The organism is Sphaerisporangium melleum, from assembly GCF_014646695.1.
Taxonomy (GTDB): Bacteria; Actinomycetota; Actinomycetes; order Streptosporangiales; family Streptosporangiaceae; genus Sphaerisporangium; species Sphaerisporangium melleum.
Genome location: NZ_BMNT01000047.1, coordinates 29,532 through 49,255, shown reverse-complemented (window position 1 = coordinate 49,255; position 19,724 = coordinate 29,532). Strand labels below are relative to the sequence as shown.

The following is a 19,724-nucleotide window of genomic DNA, read 5'->3' as shown; positions in this document are numbered from 1 at the left end:
TCCCGGGGTAGGTGCGGGCTCCGGCTGAGCCCCGCGATCGGGTTCGGCGCGCTGCACCCAGGTCGCCCCGGACCTTCGCCCGGGGCGTCTCACCTGATCGTTCTCGTGCGCCGAACCCGATGGCCAGGATCAGCTGCGCAGGGTCCACCGCTGGTTGGCCTGGCCGTTGCAGGACCACAGGATGAGCTTCGTGCCGTTGGCGGTGCCGCCCGCGTTGGCGTCGAGGCACAGCCCGGACTGCACTCCGGTGATGGTGCCGCTGGAGTTGACGTTCCACTGCTGGTTGGCCTGGCCGTTGCAGTCCCAGATGATCACCTGGGTGCCGTTGGCGGTGCCCTGCCCGTTGGCGTCCAGGCACTTGTTGCCGTACACCTGGAGCTGCTTGCCCGAGGTGGAGGTGAACCGCTGGCCGGTGGCGCTCCCGCAGTCCCACAACTGCACCTGGGTGCCGTTGGTGGTGCTGGAGTTCGGCACGTCGACGCACCGGCCGGACTGGCCGCCCACGATCTGGACGCCCTGCTGGGGGGTGCCGCCACCCGCCGGCGCGTAGCCCGCGGCGGCGATGTTGGCCTGTACGGCGTCCTCGGTGGCGGCGGTCGGGTAGCCGGAGGTCAGTACGCCCTCGAAGAAGGTGCCGCGGCCGGAGACGCTGTTGTCACCGCCGATGCCCAGCAGGATGGCGCCTTCCTTCTTCATCGGGTTGTAGCCGTTGGGGCGCCGCCCGTCGAAGTAGTTCGTCAGGCCGCCCGACTGGGCGTTCCCGCCCCGGATCGCCCAGTGGTTCGGCTCGCCCTTGACCATGGCCGTGACGAAACGGTGGTTGATCGACGCGAGGTTGTTGTAGCCCGCGTTCACGCCGGAGAACAGTCCCCACTCCAGGTCGGCCATGATCCAGGGGCCGGCGCCGGCCCCGTAGCCCCACTGCTTGTTGGCGCCGAAGTAGACGGTCTCCATGATGGCGGGGGCGTCGGCCTGGCCGTCCGTCTGCGCGTTGCCGTAGTCGAAGCAGCACCACTGGTTGTAGTGCGTGCCGTCGACGACGGCGTAGATGCCCTCGGGCTGGTCGCCGGTCGCGACGCCGTTGGTGTTGTTGTTGCGGTAACCGGTGCCGGGCTCGACCCGTACGCCGTAGGCCTTCTGGCCACCGATGGTGATCGGGGCCGCCTTCGCGTCGGCGAGGTTGTCCCAGCCGCCCGCGGCCGGGCCCTTCCAGTAGCCGGGCGGCGCCTGGGTGAGGCGGTTGTTGCGGCCGGACTGGTCGTAGAGGATGGTGATCACACAGTTCGTGCCGGCGCAGAAGGAGTCCTGGGTCGCGGCGTTGACGACTCCGCCGGCGCTCAGCACGCCGATGTCCTGGGTGGCGTTGTCCGACGATCGGCGCACCTGGTAGAGCGGGCCGTTGTAGGCGCCGTACAGCGCACGGGTCGTACTGTGCGCCGCCACACACGGCGTGCCGCCTGCCGCGTAGATGTCACACGGGCCGGTGGTGGCGGCCTGGGCCGTACCACCGCCGACCAGGCAGACGGCCGCGAGCAACGTGCTCGCCCCCGCCGTGAGCGCCCTTCTCAAGTTCCCGAAAAGCATCATGCGTTCTTCTCTCGAATGAAGAATCGTGATCGGACGGCGCCGGTACGGCGGGCCTGGCCAGGCGATTGTTAGCGCTAACAATACATTTCGTCCGACAACCGATTCGCGGGTGGGCAATTAGGGTGGAGTCAATTCAACGAAGGTCCCGGCGTCAAGAACGCAGATCAGACCTCCTGGACGCCGACGTGCCGCCGGGGCACTGCCTGCGCTCACCGTGACGTGTTCGCACCATCGCGATGAGAGGTAGTGAAACTTTCACCCCGGGGTCCGCCGGGTGGCCGGCCGTCACCCCGCCTCGTCGCGACATCCCAACGGCGTCGCTCACCGGCCGGCCGGGGAATCTCGACGGCGAAACCCACCGCGCCAGCGTCCCGGGCACTCGCCCGAGCGTGGATGATTCACCCACCCTGGTCTTTGGTGGAGCCGCGGGAGAGCGAGTTGAGGGCGGTCAGGTCGCGGGTGGCGGACAGGTGCGTGGAGAAGCCCGGATCCAGCCAGCCCAGCACCAGGATGATCGCCCACGCCGAGGCGACGATGGAGGCGCCGGTGCCGTAGGGCGCCGGAAGGGTCAGGCCCAGCCGGTGGGTGACGAACAGCGCGGTCCACGGCACGGCCGCGATGACCAGGGTCCGGATGCCGTCCAGGACGCGAGCGTGCCAGGCTCTGCGTACGGTCTCCGGGGTGGTCTCCCGGACCGGGAGCCGGTCGTATTCGCCGGTCAGGACCGTGCGGAGCAGGTCGCAGATCCGGGCCCGGAAGTCCTCATGGCTGGTCGTGGACGGCAGGGCCATCCACAACTGGAGATCGGTGACCGCGCGGGACGCCTCGACCGCCCGGGCGCGCACCACCGCCCGGGTCACCTGGGTGCCGCCGAGCGCCGCCGCGGGCATCCCGGTACGAAGCACCGATGCCGTCCTGCCCAACGCGGCCAGGATCTTCTGCCGCGCCTCGGGAGTCACGAGCCCCCGCCGGTCGGGCTCAAGATGGGTGAGGATCGTGGTCAGCTGCTCGAACAGCGCCTCCGTCGGAGGAGTGCGCTCCCCACGGTCGGCCAGCCAGTTCACCGCCGTCATCGGCAGCATCGCGATCAGGATCGCCACGGTGAACGTGCCGATGCCCTGGACCGCGCTCATCCACGATTCCTGCCTCAGATCCACGACCCACGCCGGGCCATCGGCGTACCGGACATACAGCGCCGCCGGGAAGCAGCCAATGGCCACGGCGCTGATCAGTGCGTCGGTCAGGCGGCCAAGGAACCGGCCGCCTTGGAGTCTTTCCTCGGCCCACAGCGCGCCCGTGAAGAACAGCCCGAAGGCGACGACCGCCCTGACGAGGTTCCACCAGTTGGTCCAGAAGAGCCCTATCAAGGCGGCGAGACCACCGACGCCCAGGGCCACAAGCCCCACCAGTGCCAGGTACCCCTCGATGTTCGCTCGGCGCACCGACCGCTGAGCGGCATGGGCCGCCACCGTCCGGTACCGGCTCCGCAACCACGCCGTCTCGACGGCCGGATCCAGCCCTCGCGCGAACATCGGCCATGTCGCGTTCAGACGCTTGGCCTTGGCGAACGTCGCCACCAGATCAGAGTCCGGCTCAGCGGCCTGCCCGGCCGGCTGCTCCTCCCCGGCTGCCGGCACGCCGGCCTGGCCGGCGGCTTCGGGCATCTCGGCTTCCCCGGACATGGAGACCACACCCTCACGAAGGCACGATCACAGCTGACAGGCTCCCCGAGGCGGGCCCTGGTCCCCGACAGAGCCGCGCGTACCTCGACGGTACAAATCAGAACCCCACCAGTACACGGTCGAGACCGGATCGTTTCGCCCGTGGCCCGAAGCGGCGCCGTCCCCGGTGCGATGGTGGGTGGTGCCGATGCCGGGTTCCCGCGCGGCCGATGCCACGGCACGACCCCGCCGCTGCGGGCCGGGTCCGGGCGCGGCAGGCGGTGGTCAAGCGGAGGTGACCCTGGCTTTACCGGGACATTACTTATAGGTTCCGGCTGTGGCTGGTGAGCTGGTGGTCCTCGTGAATCCCGCGGCCCGTGGCGGCCGTACCCTGCGTCTGCTCGACCCGGTCGTGCGGCGCCTGCGCGACGGAGGCCGGCCCGTCTCGGTGATCGTGGGCACCTCGGCCCAGGACGCCCTGGAACTCGCCTGCACGGCCGTCGCCGAGGGCCCCGAGGCGCTGGTCGCGTTCGGCGGGGACGGGCTGGTCCACCTGGCCGTCCAGGCCGTCGCCGGCACCGACGTCCCGCTCGGCATCATCCCGGCCGGCACCGGCAACGACATCGCCGACGCCTTCGGCATCCCGAAGAACGACCCGCTGGCCGCCGCCGCCATCGTCGCCGAAGGCACGGTCCGGACGGTGGACGCCGGCACTGCGGGCGAGGAGTGGTTCGCGGGGGTCGTGGCCTGCGGCTTCGACTCCAAGGTCAACGAGCGCGCCAACCGGATGACCCGCCCGGCGGGCATGGCCAAGTACCTGCTGGCCACCCTCCAGGAGCTGCGCGCCTTCACCCCGATCCCGTTCCGGCTCACCGTGGACGGCGAGGTGATCGAGCAGGAGGCCATGATGGTCGCCGTCGGTAACACCCACTCCTACGGCGCCGGGATGCGCGTGTGCCCCGAGGCCGTACCGGATGACGGCCTGCTGGACGTGCTGATCGTCGGCCCGCTGCCCACCGGCGCCTTCCTGCGCGCCTTCCCCCGCGTCTACCGGGGCACCCACCTCGGCCACCCGGCGATCACCCTGCACCGCGCCCGCACGGTCACCGTCGAGGCCCCCGACGTCGTCGCCTACGCCGACGGCGAGCGCATCGCCCCCCTCCCGCTGACCTGCACCATCCACCCCGGGTCCCTGCGCATCATCACCTCGGCCGGCGCCTGAGCGTTCAGGAGCCGCACTTTCGCGAGGGTACTGATTCGATTACGAATAACCATTGTCAGGTCTTTTCCTGGCCGACGTGTCATTTGACGACGCCGCATGATGTGCGAGCATGGAATCAGACGGCCTGACGGATTCACGAGTCATCCGAATACGGACATCCAAGCGGGGGCAATAGGGCGTGCCGTTAAGACTGTTCTCCTTTCGTCCGTCGTTCGTGGATGGGAGGCGTCCGGCTTCTGACGTGAGCTGGACCGCGATCCGATCCGGCGATCCGCCGGGTCTCGGTGGTCGACGCGGCTCCTCGGTGGATCGGCTCGGCGCATCCACCGGCGTAGCGGCTGATGCCGGACGCCGGACCGGTCGGCCACCCGGCGATCGCCCCCGGGGATCGCCGGGCCGCCGCGAACGCGATCGACTTTCGCCACGCGCGGGCTCGGTCAATGCATTGCCCCTCCTTTCGTCGTCACCAACGGCCCCGAAATACCTGTCCGCGGTGCCGATTTGCGGGCCGGACGTTCACCTGCAGGCTTCACTGCAGGGTCGTTTCTACCCACTCCGCGTTGTCTGGTGTCGGCGGCCGAGCGCCGGACAACAAGCTCCAGATAACGGATCGGCAGTCGGATGAACGGGGGATGGAGATGCCGCGAGGCGAACGCCCACTGGACGATGACGGCAGCGAGTTGACGCGGTTCGCCGCTGACCTGCGGCTATTGCGGGTGAAAGCCGGGAGCCCGCCATATCGCGAGTTGGCCAAACGTGCTCACTACTCGCCGGCCACCTTGGCCGACGCGGCGGCGGGCCGGAGACTCCCGAGCCTGGCCGTCACGCGCGCTTATGTGCGGGCGTGCGATGGCGATGCAGCCGAATGGGAGGCGCGCTGGCACGGAGTGGCAGCGGGAGCACCACTGAATGATCGTCATTTCGCACCTGGAGAAGAAGAGGAGACCCAAAGTCCGTACGTCGGTCTGGCGGCATTTCAAGTGGCGGACACGGGACGGTTCTTCGGCCGCGAGCGGCTTACCGACGAGTTGCTGACCCGCGTACGGGACCGTCGCCTCCTCGTGGTGTTCGGCGCTTCGGGGGTGGGCAAGTCATCGCTGCTGCGAGCCGGATTGCTGACCGAGATCGGGAAGAGATCGGAGACCGCCGCCTGGTCCACGTCGCTGTTCACTCCCGGCCCGCACCCGCTGGACCAATGCGCCGCCCACCTGGCCGCACTGACGGGAGGATCGGCCCCTGCCATCCGCGATGAACTGGGGGAGAACCGTCGCGCCCTGCACCTGGCCGTGCTGCAGACGCTGGCCGGTGGGCCCGATGACGAGGAACTGCTGGTCGTGGTGGACCAGTTCGAAGAGATCTTCACCCTTTGTCGCAGCGCTGAGGAACGACGATGCTTCATCGAGGCACTGGTCACCGCCACCCAGGCGGCCAACAGCCGTACTCGCGTCGTTCTGGGGGTACGCGCCGACTTCTACGCTCGTTGCGCGGAGCATCCCGAGTTGGAAGAGGCGCTGCAAGAGGCCCAACTGCTGGTCGGAGCGATGAGCGTTGACGAGCTACGCCGGGCCATCACCCAACCGGCCGTGCAGGCCGGCTGCGCCGTGGAGAGTGCGCTGCTGGCGCGCATCATCGCCGATGCCGTCGGCCGGCCGAGCACACTGCCGCTCGTCTCACACGCCTTGCGGGAGACATGGCGCCGCCGCCGCGGCAACACGCTCACTCTCTCGGGTTATGAGCGCGTGGGTGGCGTGCACGGGGCGATCACGGCCACAGCCGAACAGCTCTACAACAACTTGACCGCCGCTCAAGCGCAAGAGATGCGGCGCATCTTCCTGCGTCTGATCGTTCCCGGCGAGCACGAGGCCGACACCCGCCGTCCCGCCTCTTACAGTGAGCTCATCCCTGATCCGCGCTCGGATGCCGCCGCGGTTCTGGAGCAACTGGCCGCGGCTCGATTGCTGACCATGCACGAGGGCACCGTCGAGCTCGCTCACGAGGCCCTCATCGTCTCCTGGCCGCGGCTGGGGGAATGGATCGATCAGGAACGCCATCTCTTACGCGTACAGCGGCGCCTGACCGAGGCCGCTGCCAGTTGGCAGGAGCTCGGACGTGACCCCGGCGCGCTGTACCAGGGGGCTCGACTCGACGCCGCTCGCCTCTTGCTGGCCCGGGCACCAGAGCTCACACCACTGGAGACCGCCTTCTTGCGGGCCTCGCTGGACGCGGCCGCCCAGACCAAGCGGGCTGGTGTACGGCGCAGGAGACTGGCGCGTCTGGCGGTGGCGACGCTGTCCGTCATGGCGCTCACCGCCTCGGCGGCCGCCATGGCCGCGGTCAGTGCCGCCCGTCGAGCCGACGCCCGAGAAAGAGAGGCGCTGGCACGCCTTCTGGTGCTCCGCGACGAGGAGTTCGCCGCCACAGATCCTGTCCTGTCTGGACTGCTCGCTGCCGCTTCCTGGCATTTCCAGCCGACGGCCGAGGCCCGCCACGGCATGCTGTCCGCATTGTCCACCGGCCTGCGGGGTGTCCTGAATGGCCACAGCGGCCCTGTCACCTCAGTGACCTTCAGTCCCGATGGCACCGAACTCGCCACAGCCGGTCACGACGGGACGGTACGGCTGTGGGACGCCGCCACCCGCCGTCCCATCGGCGCCCCCATGAGAGGCCATGGCGACTGGATCAACCAGGTGGTGTTCAGTCCCGACGGCACCACAGTGGCCAGCGCCGGGGGCGATGGCACCGTCCGGCTGTGGGACACCAAGGGGCACCATCCCATCGGCGCTCCGCTGGCTCACAGCGGGCCGGTAACCTCCGTGGCCTTCAGCCGGGACGGCACCCAACTGGTCACCGTGGAAAACGGCGTCGTGCGGCGGTGGGACGTCGCCACCCGCGGCCCGGTCGGCGCCATTCGCGCCGGCCGCCCCGGGGGCTTCGCCCGCGCGGCTTTCAGCCCGAACGGCACTCTGCTCGCCACCAGCGATCGTGATGGCGCCATCCGGTTGCGAGACACCGTCACCTACCGCCTGATCGGCGCGCCGCTGACCGGCGACGCCGGGCCGGTCGCTTCCGTGGCTTTCAGTCCGGACGGCACCAAGCTGGCCACCGCGGGAAGCGACGGAAACACCCGGTTGTGGGACATCGCCCGGCGCCATGTCATCGGTGATCCTCTCCGGGCCGGGGCCAACGCGACCTTGGGCGTGGCCTTCAGTCCAGACGGCAGTGTCGTGGCCACCGCAGGAGGCGACGGCAGCGTCCAAATATGGGATGTGAGCACTCATCGGATGCTGGGATCTCCTCTGAAGATCCAGTCGACCGCTGTCATCACGTTGGCCTTCAGCCCGGACGGCACCACCCTCGCCACTGCCGGCGCCGACGGCACAGTTCGTTTGTGGGATGTGGGTGCCTATCGTGCGCTCAGTGCGCAACCGGTCGCTCATACCGGTTCTGTCCAGTCGGTGGCTTTCAGTCCTACCCGTGGCGTGTTGGCCAGTGCCGGTGATGATGGGACGGTTCGTTCATGGGATGCGAACACGCATCTCGCGAACAGTATCCCGATGACCGGTCACACTGCTCCCGTCCGGTCAGTGGCTTTTAGTCCAAATGGCGCCGTGTTGGCCAGTGCCGGTGATGACGGTACGGTCCGTTTATGGAACGCGATTACTCATCGTCCGCTTGGCGGCCCATTGACGGGACACACTGGTGCTGTCCGATCGGTGGCTTTCACTCCCAATGGGGATGTGCTGGCCAGTGCGGGTGATGATAGGACGGTCCGTTTTTGGGACGTGGCCACTCATCGTCCGATCAGTGTTCTCCTGACCGGTCACAGCGGTGCTGTTCGGTCGGTGGCTTTCAGTCCCAGTGGCAGCGTGTTGGCCAGTGCGGGTGATGATAGGACGGTCCGCCTTTGGGATGCGGTCACTCATCGTCCCCTGGGCGATCCACTGACGCGCCACATCGGTTCTGTCGCTTCCATAGCCTTCAATCCTCAAGGTACCGTTCTGGCCAGTGCGGCAAGTAACTCAATCCAGTTGTGGGACGTCGCCACCCAGCGCCCAATCGGTACTCCGATGGCCGGCCACACCGATCCGGTCACTTCGGTGAGATTCAATCCTCAAGGCACTATGGTGGCGAGCGCGGCGAGTGACGGCATCCGGCTATGGGACCTCGCCGTACGTCGGCAGATCGGCACCCCGTTGATCCATTCCGGCAATGAGAGGCGCGAAGTTCGTGAGGTCGCGTTCAACCGGGGTGGCACCATGTTGGCCGGCGCGGGGCAGGCCGGCAACGTCTTTTTCTGGAGAGTGGATGTCCCCGCTGATCCGTTCCTGAAACTCTGCGCCATCGTGAAGCGCTCCCTCACTCCGGACGAATGGCGGCAACATGTCCCTGGACAGCCATTTCAACGAATCTGCCCATAGCCTCACGCCGCGCTGAGCGACCATGGCACCCCTCGTCGAACGACGGTGCCGTACGGGTCGATAACAAGGAGGACTCAAGTCCCGGCGGGCCGCTCTCGCTTCGTAGCGGTGCCTTTACCGTTCAAGGGATCGCGGGGAGGACGGGGCCGCGCCGGTCACCGGCACGGGCACTGAGGGGCATCTCGCACGGCAGGCGGACTCGGCGCGCGTACGCGGCCGGTCGGGACGGGGCAGGGAGGGGTACGGATGACCAGGTGGGTGGGCAGGTCGTCGGTCGCCGTGGTGGCGGCGGCCGTGGGCATCGCGGTGTTCCCGGCGACGGCGGGGGCCGTGTCCCCGTCCGCGACGGCACAGGCCGGCGGAAAGGCCGTCAACCTCAAGATCACTGAGACGATCCGGGGCAAGCTGGCCGACGCCTACTGGAACCAGTACTACAAGCCGTATCACCCGCGCGCATCCCGGACGAAGGTGGACGGGCCCAAGCGCGTCTACTACGGCAAGATCAAGGGGGCCACCGCCGGGAAGGACGTGTACTGGGCGGTCGGCTCCATCGGCATCAAGGGCGACCCGATCAGCTACCAGGACGGGCCGCACGTCTGGCGCAAGCGCGGCTCCGGAGCCTGGGCCTACCGCGGCGACACCGGCGGCTGCCTGGCCAAGGTCCCGAAGGCCCTACTGAAGATCTGGCACCTGCCGACCTGTTCCTGAACACGCCCCTGGCCCTGTCGTCAGGCCGAGGACCTCGGTGCCGATCTTGTCCCGTACCCACCGCGAGCCCAGAGCGGTGCGGGACCGCCGCTGGGCAAGGCCGTGAGCAGGTGCCGTCTCTCGATCCGCGCTGCACGGATGCCCTGCCGGCTCTCATCGGCTAAAGGTCGTCGCCGCCCGTGGGGCACCGAGCACTTCGCGTGGCTGGGGGAGAGGTCAGGCCGGCGCGAGGTGCCGGGTCAGCGTGTCTGCGGCTTCACGCGCGGGGGCGGAGTCGATGGAGGCCAGCGCGTTCCGCACCTCGATCATGCGGTGGCGCACCCGGCCTGACGAGACCTCGGTCAGATGATTCACGCCCGTCACGGCGGCTGCCGCTCCCTCTTCCACCTCGCCTGCTTTGATGAGCTTCTCGGCGAGGACCACCTGCCTGGCGGCGCGGTTGCGCCCGTATGAGTCTCGGGTGTGCGCCACAGCTGCCTGGTAGTAGGGGAGCGCCGCCTTGTGCTTCCCCGCCGCGCTGAGCAGATGTGCCTGGTAGACCTCGATCTCGGCACGGTCATAGAAGGCCGTCCATTCAGGGGCGGGCCGGCCGCGCTGAGGGTTCTCCATGAGGCGCATGGACTGGGCGAGCCGGGCGTTGGCGGCCGAGTGGTCGCCCATCTGGGAGAGCGCGTCCGCCTCGCGGCAGAAGATGATGGACAACAGCACGGGTGAGCCGACGGACTCGGCGTGCCGCCGGGCGGCCCCAAGGACGTCACGAGCCTGCCGCGGCCGCTTCTCGTAGTTGGCCTGGAGACCGAGCATGGCGAGTGCCTGCGCCTTGAGCTGGTCGTCCTCCAGCGTGGTGCCGATGGTGAGCGCCTCGTTCCAGTAGTGCCGGGCCGTCTCCTGGTCGCAGGCGTCGAAGTGCAGGTAGGCGCAGCGGTTGGCGGCCTGCCCGGCCAGCAGGCGGAGCTGGCGTCCGATCGAGTCGGAGTAGGTGCCGGTCTCGATGACGCGGCGGATGCGGTTCAGGTGCCGGACGGCGAGCCCGCGAACTTCGGTGCCGCCGTGGGCGTCGCCCAGGGTGAGGAGGGAGCGCAGGCCCGCGCGGAGCTCCTGGACGTGGGGGGTGCCGACGGCTTCCGCAGGGGTGATGGCGCCGAGGGCGACGCCGGCCGTCGTTCCCATTGCAGCCGTCACGAATGTACGACGTTTCACGTCCGATTCCTCAATTTCGTCCGTTATTTGGAACGTACATGGATTTATTTCACCGTATGGCGCGGGTGGGAAACCCAGGTCGGCCGGGTTCACGCCGAACATGGCGAACAGCACCCGCCAGGCCTTCTGCCGCGGCCGGGGTGGGCCGGGCAGGCACCAGCGGCGGAACTGGCGGTCGGTGAGCTCCACCGGCTCGCCGATCATGTACGCCGCCTGCTTGAACGCGGCGATGAACGCGGCCGGTCGTCCCCATCCCCGATCGATGCACGCCTGCTCGAACAGCGTCCGCTGACGCCCCATGCCCACCTCCGGTGACCGTCTCAACGCGGAGCGTAATCGAAAGTCCGGCCAGGGAAAGCCCATTGCCGAAGAAAGGTCAGATCTCGGGACGCGACGAAGATCGCCGGAGTCCGGCGCCTGCCCTGTTGTCTTGGCGGCAGGATTTCCCTCCAAGAAGGACGGCCGGCCGAATGAGAATCCATTCCTACGACGGGCAGCAGGAAAGCGCGGTCTTTCCCGGTGACGAGGCATCGGCCGGGGAGGCCCGGCGCTGGCTGCGCAAGTTCCTCGGCGACCACCCGCGCTGCGACGACGCCGTGCTGCTGCTGTCGGAGGTGTTCACCAACGCCGTGGCCTACACCCGCTCCCCACAGATCCCGGTGACCGTCACCGTCGGCTGGGACCGGACCGTGGAGGTGAAGGTCACCGACCAGGGCGGGACGACGGTCCCCTGCGTGTGCCGTACCCAGGCCCCGGCCGCCTCCCTGACCGGTCACCTGGAGGGTGACCCGCCCGGCGACCTGGCGGAGTCAGGGCGCGGCATCGCCCTGGTCCGCTCCCTGTCGCGGCGCTGGGGCTACCTCAGGGACGCCACCGGCTGCACCGTCTGGTTCATCCTCACCCCCGCCGACCCCCCACCCGACCGCGATCCGCTCGGCTCCTCCGCCTCCGGCACCCGCCGCGCCACCTACCAGGAAGTCCACGGCGGGTAGGTGGCGGAGGGTGGCGATGGCGCCGCCGTCCGGGGCGTTGGCGAGGGTGAGTTCGGTGCCGATGACCCGCGCTTGGCCGAGCGCGATGGTGAGGCCGAGACCGTGGCCGGTCCCGCGCTCGGCGGCGCCGGTGTGGAACCGCTGAGGCCCGCCGTCGAGTACGGACACAGGGAATCCGGGGCCGTGGTCGCGCACCACCACCGATGTCCCGGTCACGGTGACCTCGACCGGAGCGCGGCCATGGCGGTGCGCGTTGATGACCAGGTTGGCGATGATCCGGTCCAGCCGCCGCGGGTCGGTCAGCACCGTGGCGGGGTCGTCCGTCGTGATCCGCGCCGGGAGCCCGGTCCGGGCGGCCGACTCCGCGACGATCTCGCCCAGCGGCACCGGCGCGAGGTCGGCCCGTTCGACCCCCGCGTCCAGCCGCGAGATCTCCAGTAGGTTCTCGACCAGCGTCCGCAGGACCCGTACGCGGTCTTGGACCAGTTCGGTCGCCTCGCTCTCCGGCAGCAGTCCCGCGGCCGTCACCAGGCCCATCAGCGGAGTGCGCAGTTCGTGGGCGACGTCGGCGGTGAAGCGCCGCTCGCTGAGCAGGCGGTCGCGCAGGCTGTCGGCCATCAGGTCGACGGTGGCCGAGATCTCGCTGATCTCGTCGCCCCGCCGGCCGATGGGTATCGCGGTCCCGGCCGCCCCAGCGTGCCCGCCTCCTCGGACGTTCGCATAGCCGTCATCTCGGACGTTCGGCTGACCGCCGGGGTGCGTGTACGCGCCGCTTGGGACGCTTCCCTGGCCGTGATGGAGGGCGTCTCCGGTGTGCGGGTGCCCGCCGCTTCTCCTGGTCGCGGGATCGCCGGTCCGGGCGTCCAGGTCGCCGGCGGCGATGCGGCGGGCGGTACGGGCCACCCGTCTGAGCCGCCGGTTCGGCAGCTCGGCCGCGAGCGCGGCCAGTGGCACCACCACACCGAGCGCGGCCAGCGACGCCAGCACGATGTGCCGGTCGAGGGCGATCAGGCTGCGCAGGTCGGTCCCCATGTCGACCTGGACGGCGAGCACCCTGTCGTCCACCCGCACGGCCGCCCACATCCACGGGACGCCGGGCTTGCGGTCGTCGTACCAGGTGATGATCTCCCACGTCCGGCCTGCCCTGCGGGCCAGGGCCGGAGGGATCTGGTCCGGGGTGGCGATCTTACCGCCGGTGCTGGAGCGGCCGTTGTGGTAGTCGTCCACCGCCGAGATCAGCGCGCTGGTGGCCCGTTCCCGGCCGAGGGTCAGGGAACGGTCGAAGGTGCTGCGATGCACCAGCACTCCGATGACCACCGCGACCGAGCAGGACGCCACCGCCACCAGTGCAGCGATCTTCCAGCGCAGCGAGCTCACGTTCAGCGCGCCGCGGGCCGCCCGCGCGACGATGCCGTCCATCTCAACGCCGCAGCTTGTAGCCGAAGCCGCGGACCGTCTCGATGCGGTCGGCCCCGATCTTCTTGCGGAGCCGCTGCACGCACAGGTCCACGACGCGGCTGTCGCCGTCCCACCCGTAGTCCCAGACCTCGCGCAGCAGCGTCCGCCGGTCCAGCACGATGCCGGGGTTGGCGGCGAACTCCAGCAGCAGGCGCAGCTCGGTCGGCGCCAGCGCCACCTGCTCGCCGGCCCTGAAGACCGCAAGGCCGGCGGTGTCGATCGCCAGGTCGCCGAAGACGAGCAGATCACCCGGGCCGGGAGCGTGATCGGACGGATCGCGGGATCCAGGGACGCCGCCCGAGGGAGCGCCGGACCGGAGAGCGTCGCCCGTCATCTCCCGCTCGGCCGGTGCTCCGGGGCCTTCCGGGGCACCGGGGGAGCGGGGCTGATGGGACGGTCCCGGCGCGAGCGGGGTGAAGGTCGCGCGGCGCAGCAGCGAGCGGATCCGGGCCACCAGCACGGAGATGTCGACCGGCTTGACCACGTAGTCGTCGGCGCCGGCCTCCAGGCCCGACACCACGTCGAGCGCGTCCCCGCGGGCCGACATCATCAGGATCGGCGCCAGGCTGGACTCCCTGACCTTCCGGCACAGCCCGATGCCGTCCAGCCCGGGCAGCATCACGTCGAGCAGCAGCAGGTCGTGCCGCCGCTCCCGGAACAGCTCCAGCCCGCTGAGGCCGTCGCCCGCCGCGATCACCCGGTAGCCGTAGCGCTCCAGGGCCATCGCCACCGTCTTGCGGATCACCTCGTCGTCCTCGACGAGCAGGATCGTGACCGGCTCGGGGACGTCGTGGGCGGTTGAAACGGACATCGCTGCCAACCTATCTCCGTCCGCGGGCCCCGCGGACCGCGCCCTCAGGCGCGAGGGCAGGTCGAAGAGCCAGAGGGCCCGTGACCTGCGCAACCCGGTCTCCAGCAGCAGGCACAGCGCCACGACCAGCGCGGTCATCAGCACCGGGTGGACGGCGGCGAGCGCGAACCGCACCTGTGCCCCGGCGTGGGCGAGCGGTCCGGCCAGAAGCTGATGCGGCAGCGCGAGCACCGGCATGTGGATCACGTAGACGGCGAGGGTACGCCGGCCCAGCCGGGCCAGTCCGGCGCCGATCACCGGGATCGCGGCGACCATCGGGGCGGCCGACACACCGAACACCGTGGCGATCACACAGACGGCCGGCCACACTCCGGGCAGCCGCTGGGCTCCCGTGGCCGCCATCGCGGCCAGCGCCACCGCGTACCCGGCGCCGATCAGCAGTGTCCGCCGGCCGCGCGCCTTCGCGGCGAGCCGCAGCACGTGGGGCCGCAGGTGAAGCCCGGCCAGGAAGAACAGGAGGTTCTGCAGCAGCGAGACCCGGTTGCCCGCGGGGGGCACGACCCCGGCCGCGGCGACGGCCGACAAGGCGAGGGCGGCGGCGAGCATCACGGGCGCGGGCACCCGGCGCAGGGCCTTCGCGACCGTGAAATAGAGGGCGAGAGCGTACAGGTACCACAGGTTGGGCGGGGCGAGCACGAGCTGTGCGGCGAACTCCGCCACGCCGTGCGCGGTCGTGGTGTCGAACCCCGGGGTCAGCCCGAGCAGCACCGTGTGGAGCGCCGTCCACAGCACGTACAGGTAGAGGAACCGTGCCACCCGGGAGCGCGCCACCACCCGCCAGAGGCGGCGGAGGGCGCCGGCGGCGAACACGCCGGAGATCGTGAAGAACAACGGCATGCGCAGTGTGAGGAGCTGGTCGCCCAGGGTGCCCCACATCCCGGGCAGGGGCGTGCCGGCGTGCCAGTCGATCTGGAGGTAGTCCTTGGTGATCACGTGCCAGAGCACCACAAGCAGGATGCACACCCCCTTGGCCACATCGGCCCACACCTCCCGCGCTCCCGCCGCCGTCCGGGCCCGCGCCGAGCCCACGTCGCCGGCCGAGCGGGCCGCAGGCGCTGACGGTGCCCCGTCCGATGACCGCGCCGCCGCCGGCAGGGTCGCCGTCCGGGCCGTTCTCGGTACGCCGGAGGCGGGCATGGACATGCCCGCTGCGGGGACGGGGAGCATCGAAGGACCACCTCGGGGAAGATCGGTGCGCCCGAATCGGCGCACTCGCAACCCTTGGCGAGGCATATGTCCGCACCGTCGTGACGGCGCATCGACCACCGCTCAGCCGTGTATCGACCACGTATCGACCGCCGCCGGGCGAGCACCGGCAGCGGCACGATGCCAGGCCGTGCAGAGGCCGGCCCGTGGTGCCTGAACGAGGACCCGGTACGGCGACGGCGGCCCGTGGCAGTCCGGGGAGAGTCTCGAGGGAAGTGAACGGTGCCACCCGATCTTGCGGGCCGGCGGCGGTGCGGCGGAGATCGTCACAGCGGGGGAGGGGACCGGAAAGCGGTTATCGGTAGGCTGAAGTGCATGACGACGCCTGCGGAACGCTATGCCGCCTTCCGTGACAAGCACTCGACCGCCGGGCCCGCTCTCACCTCCTTCCGCGCCCTCTACGACTTCGAGTTGGACGAGTTCCAGATCGACGCGTGCAAGGCACTGGAGGCAGGAGACGGCGTGCTCGTCGCGGCCCCCACGGGTTCCGGCAAGACCGTCGTGGGCGAGTTCGCGGTGCACCTGGCCCTGGAGCAGGGCAGCAAGTGCTTCTACACCACGCCGATCAAGGCGCTGTCCAACCAGAAGTACAACGACCTCGTGCGCCGCTACGGGGCGCGCAAGGTCGGCCTGCTCACCGGCGACAACAGCGTCAACGGCGACGCCCCCATCGTCGTCATGACCACCGAGGTGCTGCGCAACATGCTCTACGCCGGCTCCGCGACGCTGGCGGGGCTGAGCCACGTGGTGATGGACGAGGTGCACTACCTCGCCGACCGCTTCCGCGGCGCCGTGTGGGAGGAGGTCATCATCCACCTCCCCGAGTCGGTGCGCGTCGTGGCCCTGTCGGCCACGGTCAGCAACGCCGAGGAGTTCGGCGAGTGGCTGGGTGAGGTCCGCGGCGACACCACGGTGATCGTCGATGAGATCCGCCCGGTGCCGCTCTGGCAGCACATGCTCGTCGGCGACCGGCTGTACGACCTGTTCGTGGACGAGGACAACCGGCCGCGCATCAACCCCAGCCTGATGCGCATCTCCCGGGACGAGCAGCGGCTGGCACAGGCGCGGGGCCGCCGCGGCTACTCGCGGCCGCGGCGCTCGATGAGCTCCGTCAGCCGCTCCGACGCGATCGAGAAGCTCGACTCCGAAGGGCTGCTGCCCGCGATCACGTTCATCTTCTCCCGCAACGGCTGCGACGCCGCCGTACTGCAGTGCCTGCACGCCGGCATCCGGCTCACCACCGACAGCGAACGCCACGAGATCCGCCAGATCGTGGACGAGCGCACCGCGCACCTGCCGGACGAGGACCTGTCGGTGCTGGGCTACCTGGAGTGGCGCGACTGTTTGGAGCGGGGCCTCGCCGCCCACCACGCCGGCATGCTGCCCGCGTTCAAGGAGGTCGTGGAGGAGCTGTTCACCCGCGGCCTGGTCAAGGCCGTGTTCGCCACCGAGACCCTCGCCCTCGGCATCAACATGCCCGCCAGGTCGGTGGTCATCGAGAAACTCGACAAGTGGAACGGCGAGACGCACGCCGACCTCACCCCGGGCGAGTACACCCAGCTCACCGGGCGGGCCGGCCGGCGCGGCATCGACGTCGAGGGCCACGCCGTGGTGGTCTGGCAGCCGGGCATGGACCCGGTGGCGGTGGCCGGCCTGGCCAGCACCCGCACCTACCCGCTGCGCTCCAGCTTCCGCCCCTCCTACAACATGGCCGTCAACCTGGTCGGCCAGGTCGGCCGTGCGCGGGCCCGCACCCTGCTGGAGGCGTCCTTCGCCCAGTTCCAGGCCGACCGGGCGGTCGTCGGCATCGCCAAGCAGGTGCGGCGCGCCGAGGAGGCCCTGGAGGGGTACGCCGAGGCGATGACCTGCCACCTGGGCGACTTCCAGGAGTACGCGCGGATGCGCAGGGAGCTGTCCGACCGCGAGTCCGACCTGTCGCGCCAGCGGGGCACCGCCCGGCGGGCGCAGGCCGTGCGCTCGCTGGAGGCGCTCAAGCCGGGCGATGTGATCCGCGTCCCGGGAGGCAGGCGGGCCGGCCTGGCCGTGATCCTCGACCCGGGCCTGACCATGCGCACCGAGGGGCCCTCGCCGCTGGTGCTGACCATCGGCAAGCAGGTCAAGCGGCTGTCGGCCGCCGACTTCCCGGTGCCGGTGGAGCCGGTGGAGCACCTGCGCATCCCCAAGGGGTTCAACCCCAGGGCGCCCAAGGACCGCGCGAACCTCGTCGCCACCCTGCACGCCAAGATCGGCGACCGTGACCTGGGCCGCCCGGTGCGGGTGCGCGACCACGACGCAGAGGAGACCCGCGCCGCCACCCCCGGCACCCCCGAGTGGGAGATCAACGACCTGCGCCGCAGGCTGCGCCTGCACCCCTGCCACGGCTGCGACCAGCGCGAGGACCACGCCCGCTGGGCCGAGCGGTACTACAAGCTGCTGCGCGAGACCGAAGGCCTGCGCCGGCGGGTCGAGAGCAGGTCGCACGTGATCGCCCGTACGTTCGACCGGGTGTGCGGGGTGCTCGACGAGCTCGGCTACCTGGACGGCGAGACGATCACCCCCGAGGGCCGCAGGCTCGCCCAGCTCTACACCGAGCTGGACCTGCTGACCTCCGAGTGCCTGCGGGCCGGCATCTGGGAGGACCTCGACCCGGCCGAGCTGGCCGCCTGCGTGTCGTCCCTGGTGTACGAGTCGCGGCAGGCCGACGACGCGCGGGCCCCCAAGATCCCGGCGGGCGCGGCCAAGGAGGCGCTGGCGGCGATGGTGCGCCTGTTCGCCGATCTGGAGGACGTCGAGCGCGGCCACGGGTTGTCGTTCGTCCGTGAGCCCGACTTCGGGTTCGCCTGGCCGGCCTTCCGCTGGGCCAGAGGGCACAGCCTGGACGCCGTGCTCACCGACGGCGACCTGGCGGCGGGCGACTTCGTCCGCTGGGCCAAGCAGCTCATCGACCTGCTCGACCAGGTGGGCAAGGCGGCGCCGCAGAGCAGCAAGGTCCGGCAGAACTCCGGCAAGGCCATCGACGCCATCCGCCGCGGCGTCGTCGCCTACTCCTCGGTCACCTGACCCCGCACGTCCCCGGCCCGTCCGCGCCGCGGTGGCGGCCGGGCCGGGCCTCGGCGAGCCGGCTGCTGTGGTCGGCACCGGACGGGCCCGCGGTATATCAGCGGCAGGAGGAAACATCGCGGAGACCGGCGGGCCGCCGGCATCGTGGCGGCTCGCGGTCGGCACAGGCCCTTGGCCGGGCTGTGTACGAACTCCGGCCGCCCCGGTTCGTCGATCGATACCTGGCGTCTTGCAGCCAAGTCACGTGAGCGGTCCTCAAGCGCTGACAGGCTGCAAGGCGCCGTCGCTTGCCTGCTCGTGCCGACGCCGCCATGCCGATCAGTGCACGGGGTGGAAGCGGTCGAGGCGCGCATTCAAGCGGATGCCGGGCCCTCATGCAAGGCCCACGCTTGCGGTTCGGCGGGCCGTAAGGAGCCCGTAAACGTCCGTAAGCACTCCGTGATCTCCAGAGGGTGAGGTGAATGGCACGATCTGGATGCGCCGGCGGGGAGCGTGATCTGTCTCGGTCCACAAGCTGAGGGGACTGTCCATGCGCAGTTACATCACCGAGTTCATCGGAACGTTCTTCCTGGTTCTCACGGTCGGTGCCACCGCTCTGACGAAGACACCCCTGGCCCCGGTGGCCATCGGGGCGATCTTGATGGTCATGGTGTACGCAGGAGGACACGTCTCCGGTGCCCACTACAATCCCGCCGTGACCTTGGCCGTGCTGCTTCGCGGCCGGATCAGCCTGTCAGACGCCGTCCCGTACTGGATCGCCCAGTTGGCCGGAGGTGTCGTCGCCGCGCTCACCGCTTCCTACCTCGTCGATCCCGGCAGTGTGCCGGCGCTGTCGCCCTCAGGCCGAGGGCTGGGGGTCGCGCTGCTGGCCGAGGCGCTGTTCACCTTCGCGCTCGCGTACGTGGTGCTGAACTCGGCCACCAGCAGGGATCATCCGGGCAACAGCTTCTATGGTCTGGCCATCGGGTTCACCGTGGCGGCCGGCGCATTCGCGGTCGGCGGCGTGTCGGGCGGGGCCTTCAACCCGGCTGTCGCCGTCGGCGCCGCCTCCATAGGGCTGTTCGACTGGGGCAAGATCTGGATCTGGCTGCTGGCCGAGCTGGTGGGCGGCGCCCTGGCCGGGGTGGCCTTCCTCGCGCTCAACCCCAAGGAACGCGCCCCGCTGGAACTCTCCCACACCTGACAGTGATGATGTAGGTGAGCGCCTCCCTGCGAGGTCTGACCCGCTTGGAGCCGACATGATCAGTGCGCGCGAAGTCGTCGAGCGAGCGGGTGTCGATGTGAACACCTTGATCGGGCGGCTCGCCTCCGCTGCCGCAGCGGAGTTGAGCGCCGTCTACC

Annotated in this window: 10 protein-coding genes and 1 pseudogene; 6 read left to right on the top strand and 5 right to left on the bottom strand. The window is 70.0% G+C overall.

The features are described from left to right. Window positions 1-129 precede the first annotated feature (129 nt). Window positions 130-1,587: an arabinofuranosidase catalytic domain-containing protein gene (locus tag IEY93_RS32025; protein WP_189166902.1), complete on the bottom strand. Its 1,458-nt coding sequence runs from the start codon at window positions 1,585-1,587 to the stop codon at window positions 130-132. Between the two features lie 398 nt (window positions 1,588-1,985). Further along, window positions 1,986-3,269, bottom strand: a complete 1,284-nt coding sequence (locus IEY93_RS32020) for a hypothetical protein (RefSeq protein ID WP_189166901.1) — start codon at window positions 3,267-3,269, stop codon at window positions 1,986-1,988. 316 nt (window positions 3,270-3,585) lie between these two features. Between IEY93_RS32020 and IEY93_RS32015 the strand changes: the two genes are divergently transcribed. From IEY93_RS32015 to IEY93_RS32005, 3 genes are all read left to right on the top strand, one after another. Next, window positions 3,586-4,470: a diacylglycerol/lipid kinase family protein gene (locus IEY93_RS32015; protein WP_189166900.1), complete on the top strand. Its 885-nt coding sequence runs from the start codon at window positions 3,586-3,588 to the stop codon at window positions 4,468-4,470. A gap of 560 nt (window positions 4,471-5,030) precedes the next feature. Beyond that, complete coding sequence (locus IEY93_RS32010; RefSeq protein ID WP_189166899.1) at window positions 5,031-8,888, top strand: nSTAND1 domain-containing NTPase; 3,858 nt, start codon at window positions 5,031-5,033, stop codon at window positions 8,886-8,888. A 246-nt stretch (window positions 8,889-9,134) separates the two neighbouring features. Further along, window positions 9,135-9,596, top strand: a complete 462-nt coding sequence (locus tag IEY93_RS32005; RefSeq protein ID WP_189166898.1) for a hypothetical protein — start codon at window positions 9,135-9,137, stop codon at window positions 9,594-9,596. A gap of 216 nt (window positions 9,597-9,812) precedes the next feature. Here the strand turns inward: IEY93_RS32005 and IEY93_RS32000 are convergent, their stop codons facing one another. Then, window positions 9,813-11,096, bottom strand: a complete 1,284-nt coding sequence (locus IEY93_RS32000; RefSeq protein ID WP_189166897.1) for an NsdA family TPR-like regulatory protein — start codon at window positions 11,094-11,096, stop codon at window positions 9,813-9,815. A 170-nt stretch (window positions 11,097-11,266) separates the two neighbouring features. Here IEY93_RS32000 and IEY93_RS38820 point away from each other — a divergent pair. Beyond that, a pseudogene (locus IEY93_RS38820) lies at window positions 11,267-11,632 on the top strand (ATP-binding protein); the annotation flags it as partial. Here the strand turns inward: IEY93_RS38820 and IEY93_RS38815 are convergent. Both IEY93_RS38815 and IEY93_RS39630 read right to left on the bottom strand, forming a co-directional pair. Then, the gene (locus IEY93_RS38815; protein ID WP_229691656.1) at window positions 11,606-13,207 is read right to left on the bottom strand and encodes a sensor histidine kinase; all 1,602 of its coding nucleotides are present in this window, start codon (window positions 13,205-13,207) and stop codon (window positions 11,606-11,608) included. The pseudogene IEY93_RS38820 and the gene IEY93_RS38815 sit on opposite strands and share 27 nt — an antisense overlap. A 1-nt stretch (window position 13,208) precedes the next feature. Further along, entirely contained in the window at window positions 13,209-15,284 is a 2,076-nt protein-coding gene (locus IEY93_RS39630; protein ID WP_189166896.1) for an acyltransferase family protein, read from the bottom strand. A gap of 354 nt (window positions 15,285-15,638) precedes the next feature. On the opposite strand from IEY93_RS39630, the gene IEY93_RS31980 reads away from it, so the two are divergent. Beyond that, the gene (locus IEY93_RS31980; RefSeq protein ID WP_189166895.1) at window positions 15,639-18,383 is read left to right on the top strand and encodes a DEAD/DEAH box helicase; all 2,745 of its coding nucleotides are present in this window, start codon (window positions 15,639-15,641) and stop codon (window positions 18,381-18,383) included. A 529-nt stretch (window positions 18,384-18,912) separates the two neighbouring features. Then, on the top strand, window positions 18,913-19,566 hold the full coding sequence (locus tag IEY93_RS31975; RefSeq protein WP_189166894.1) for an MIP/aquaporin family protein: 654 nt from the start codon (window positions 18,913-18,915) through the stop codon (window positions 19,564-19,566). Window positions 19,567-19,724: the final 158 nt, after the last annotated feature.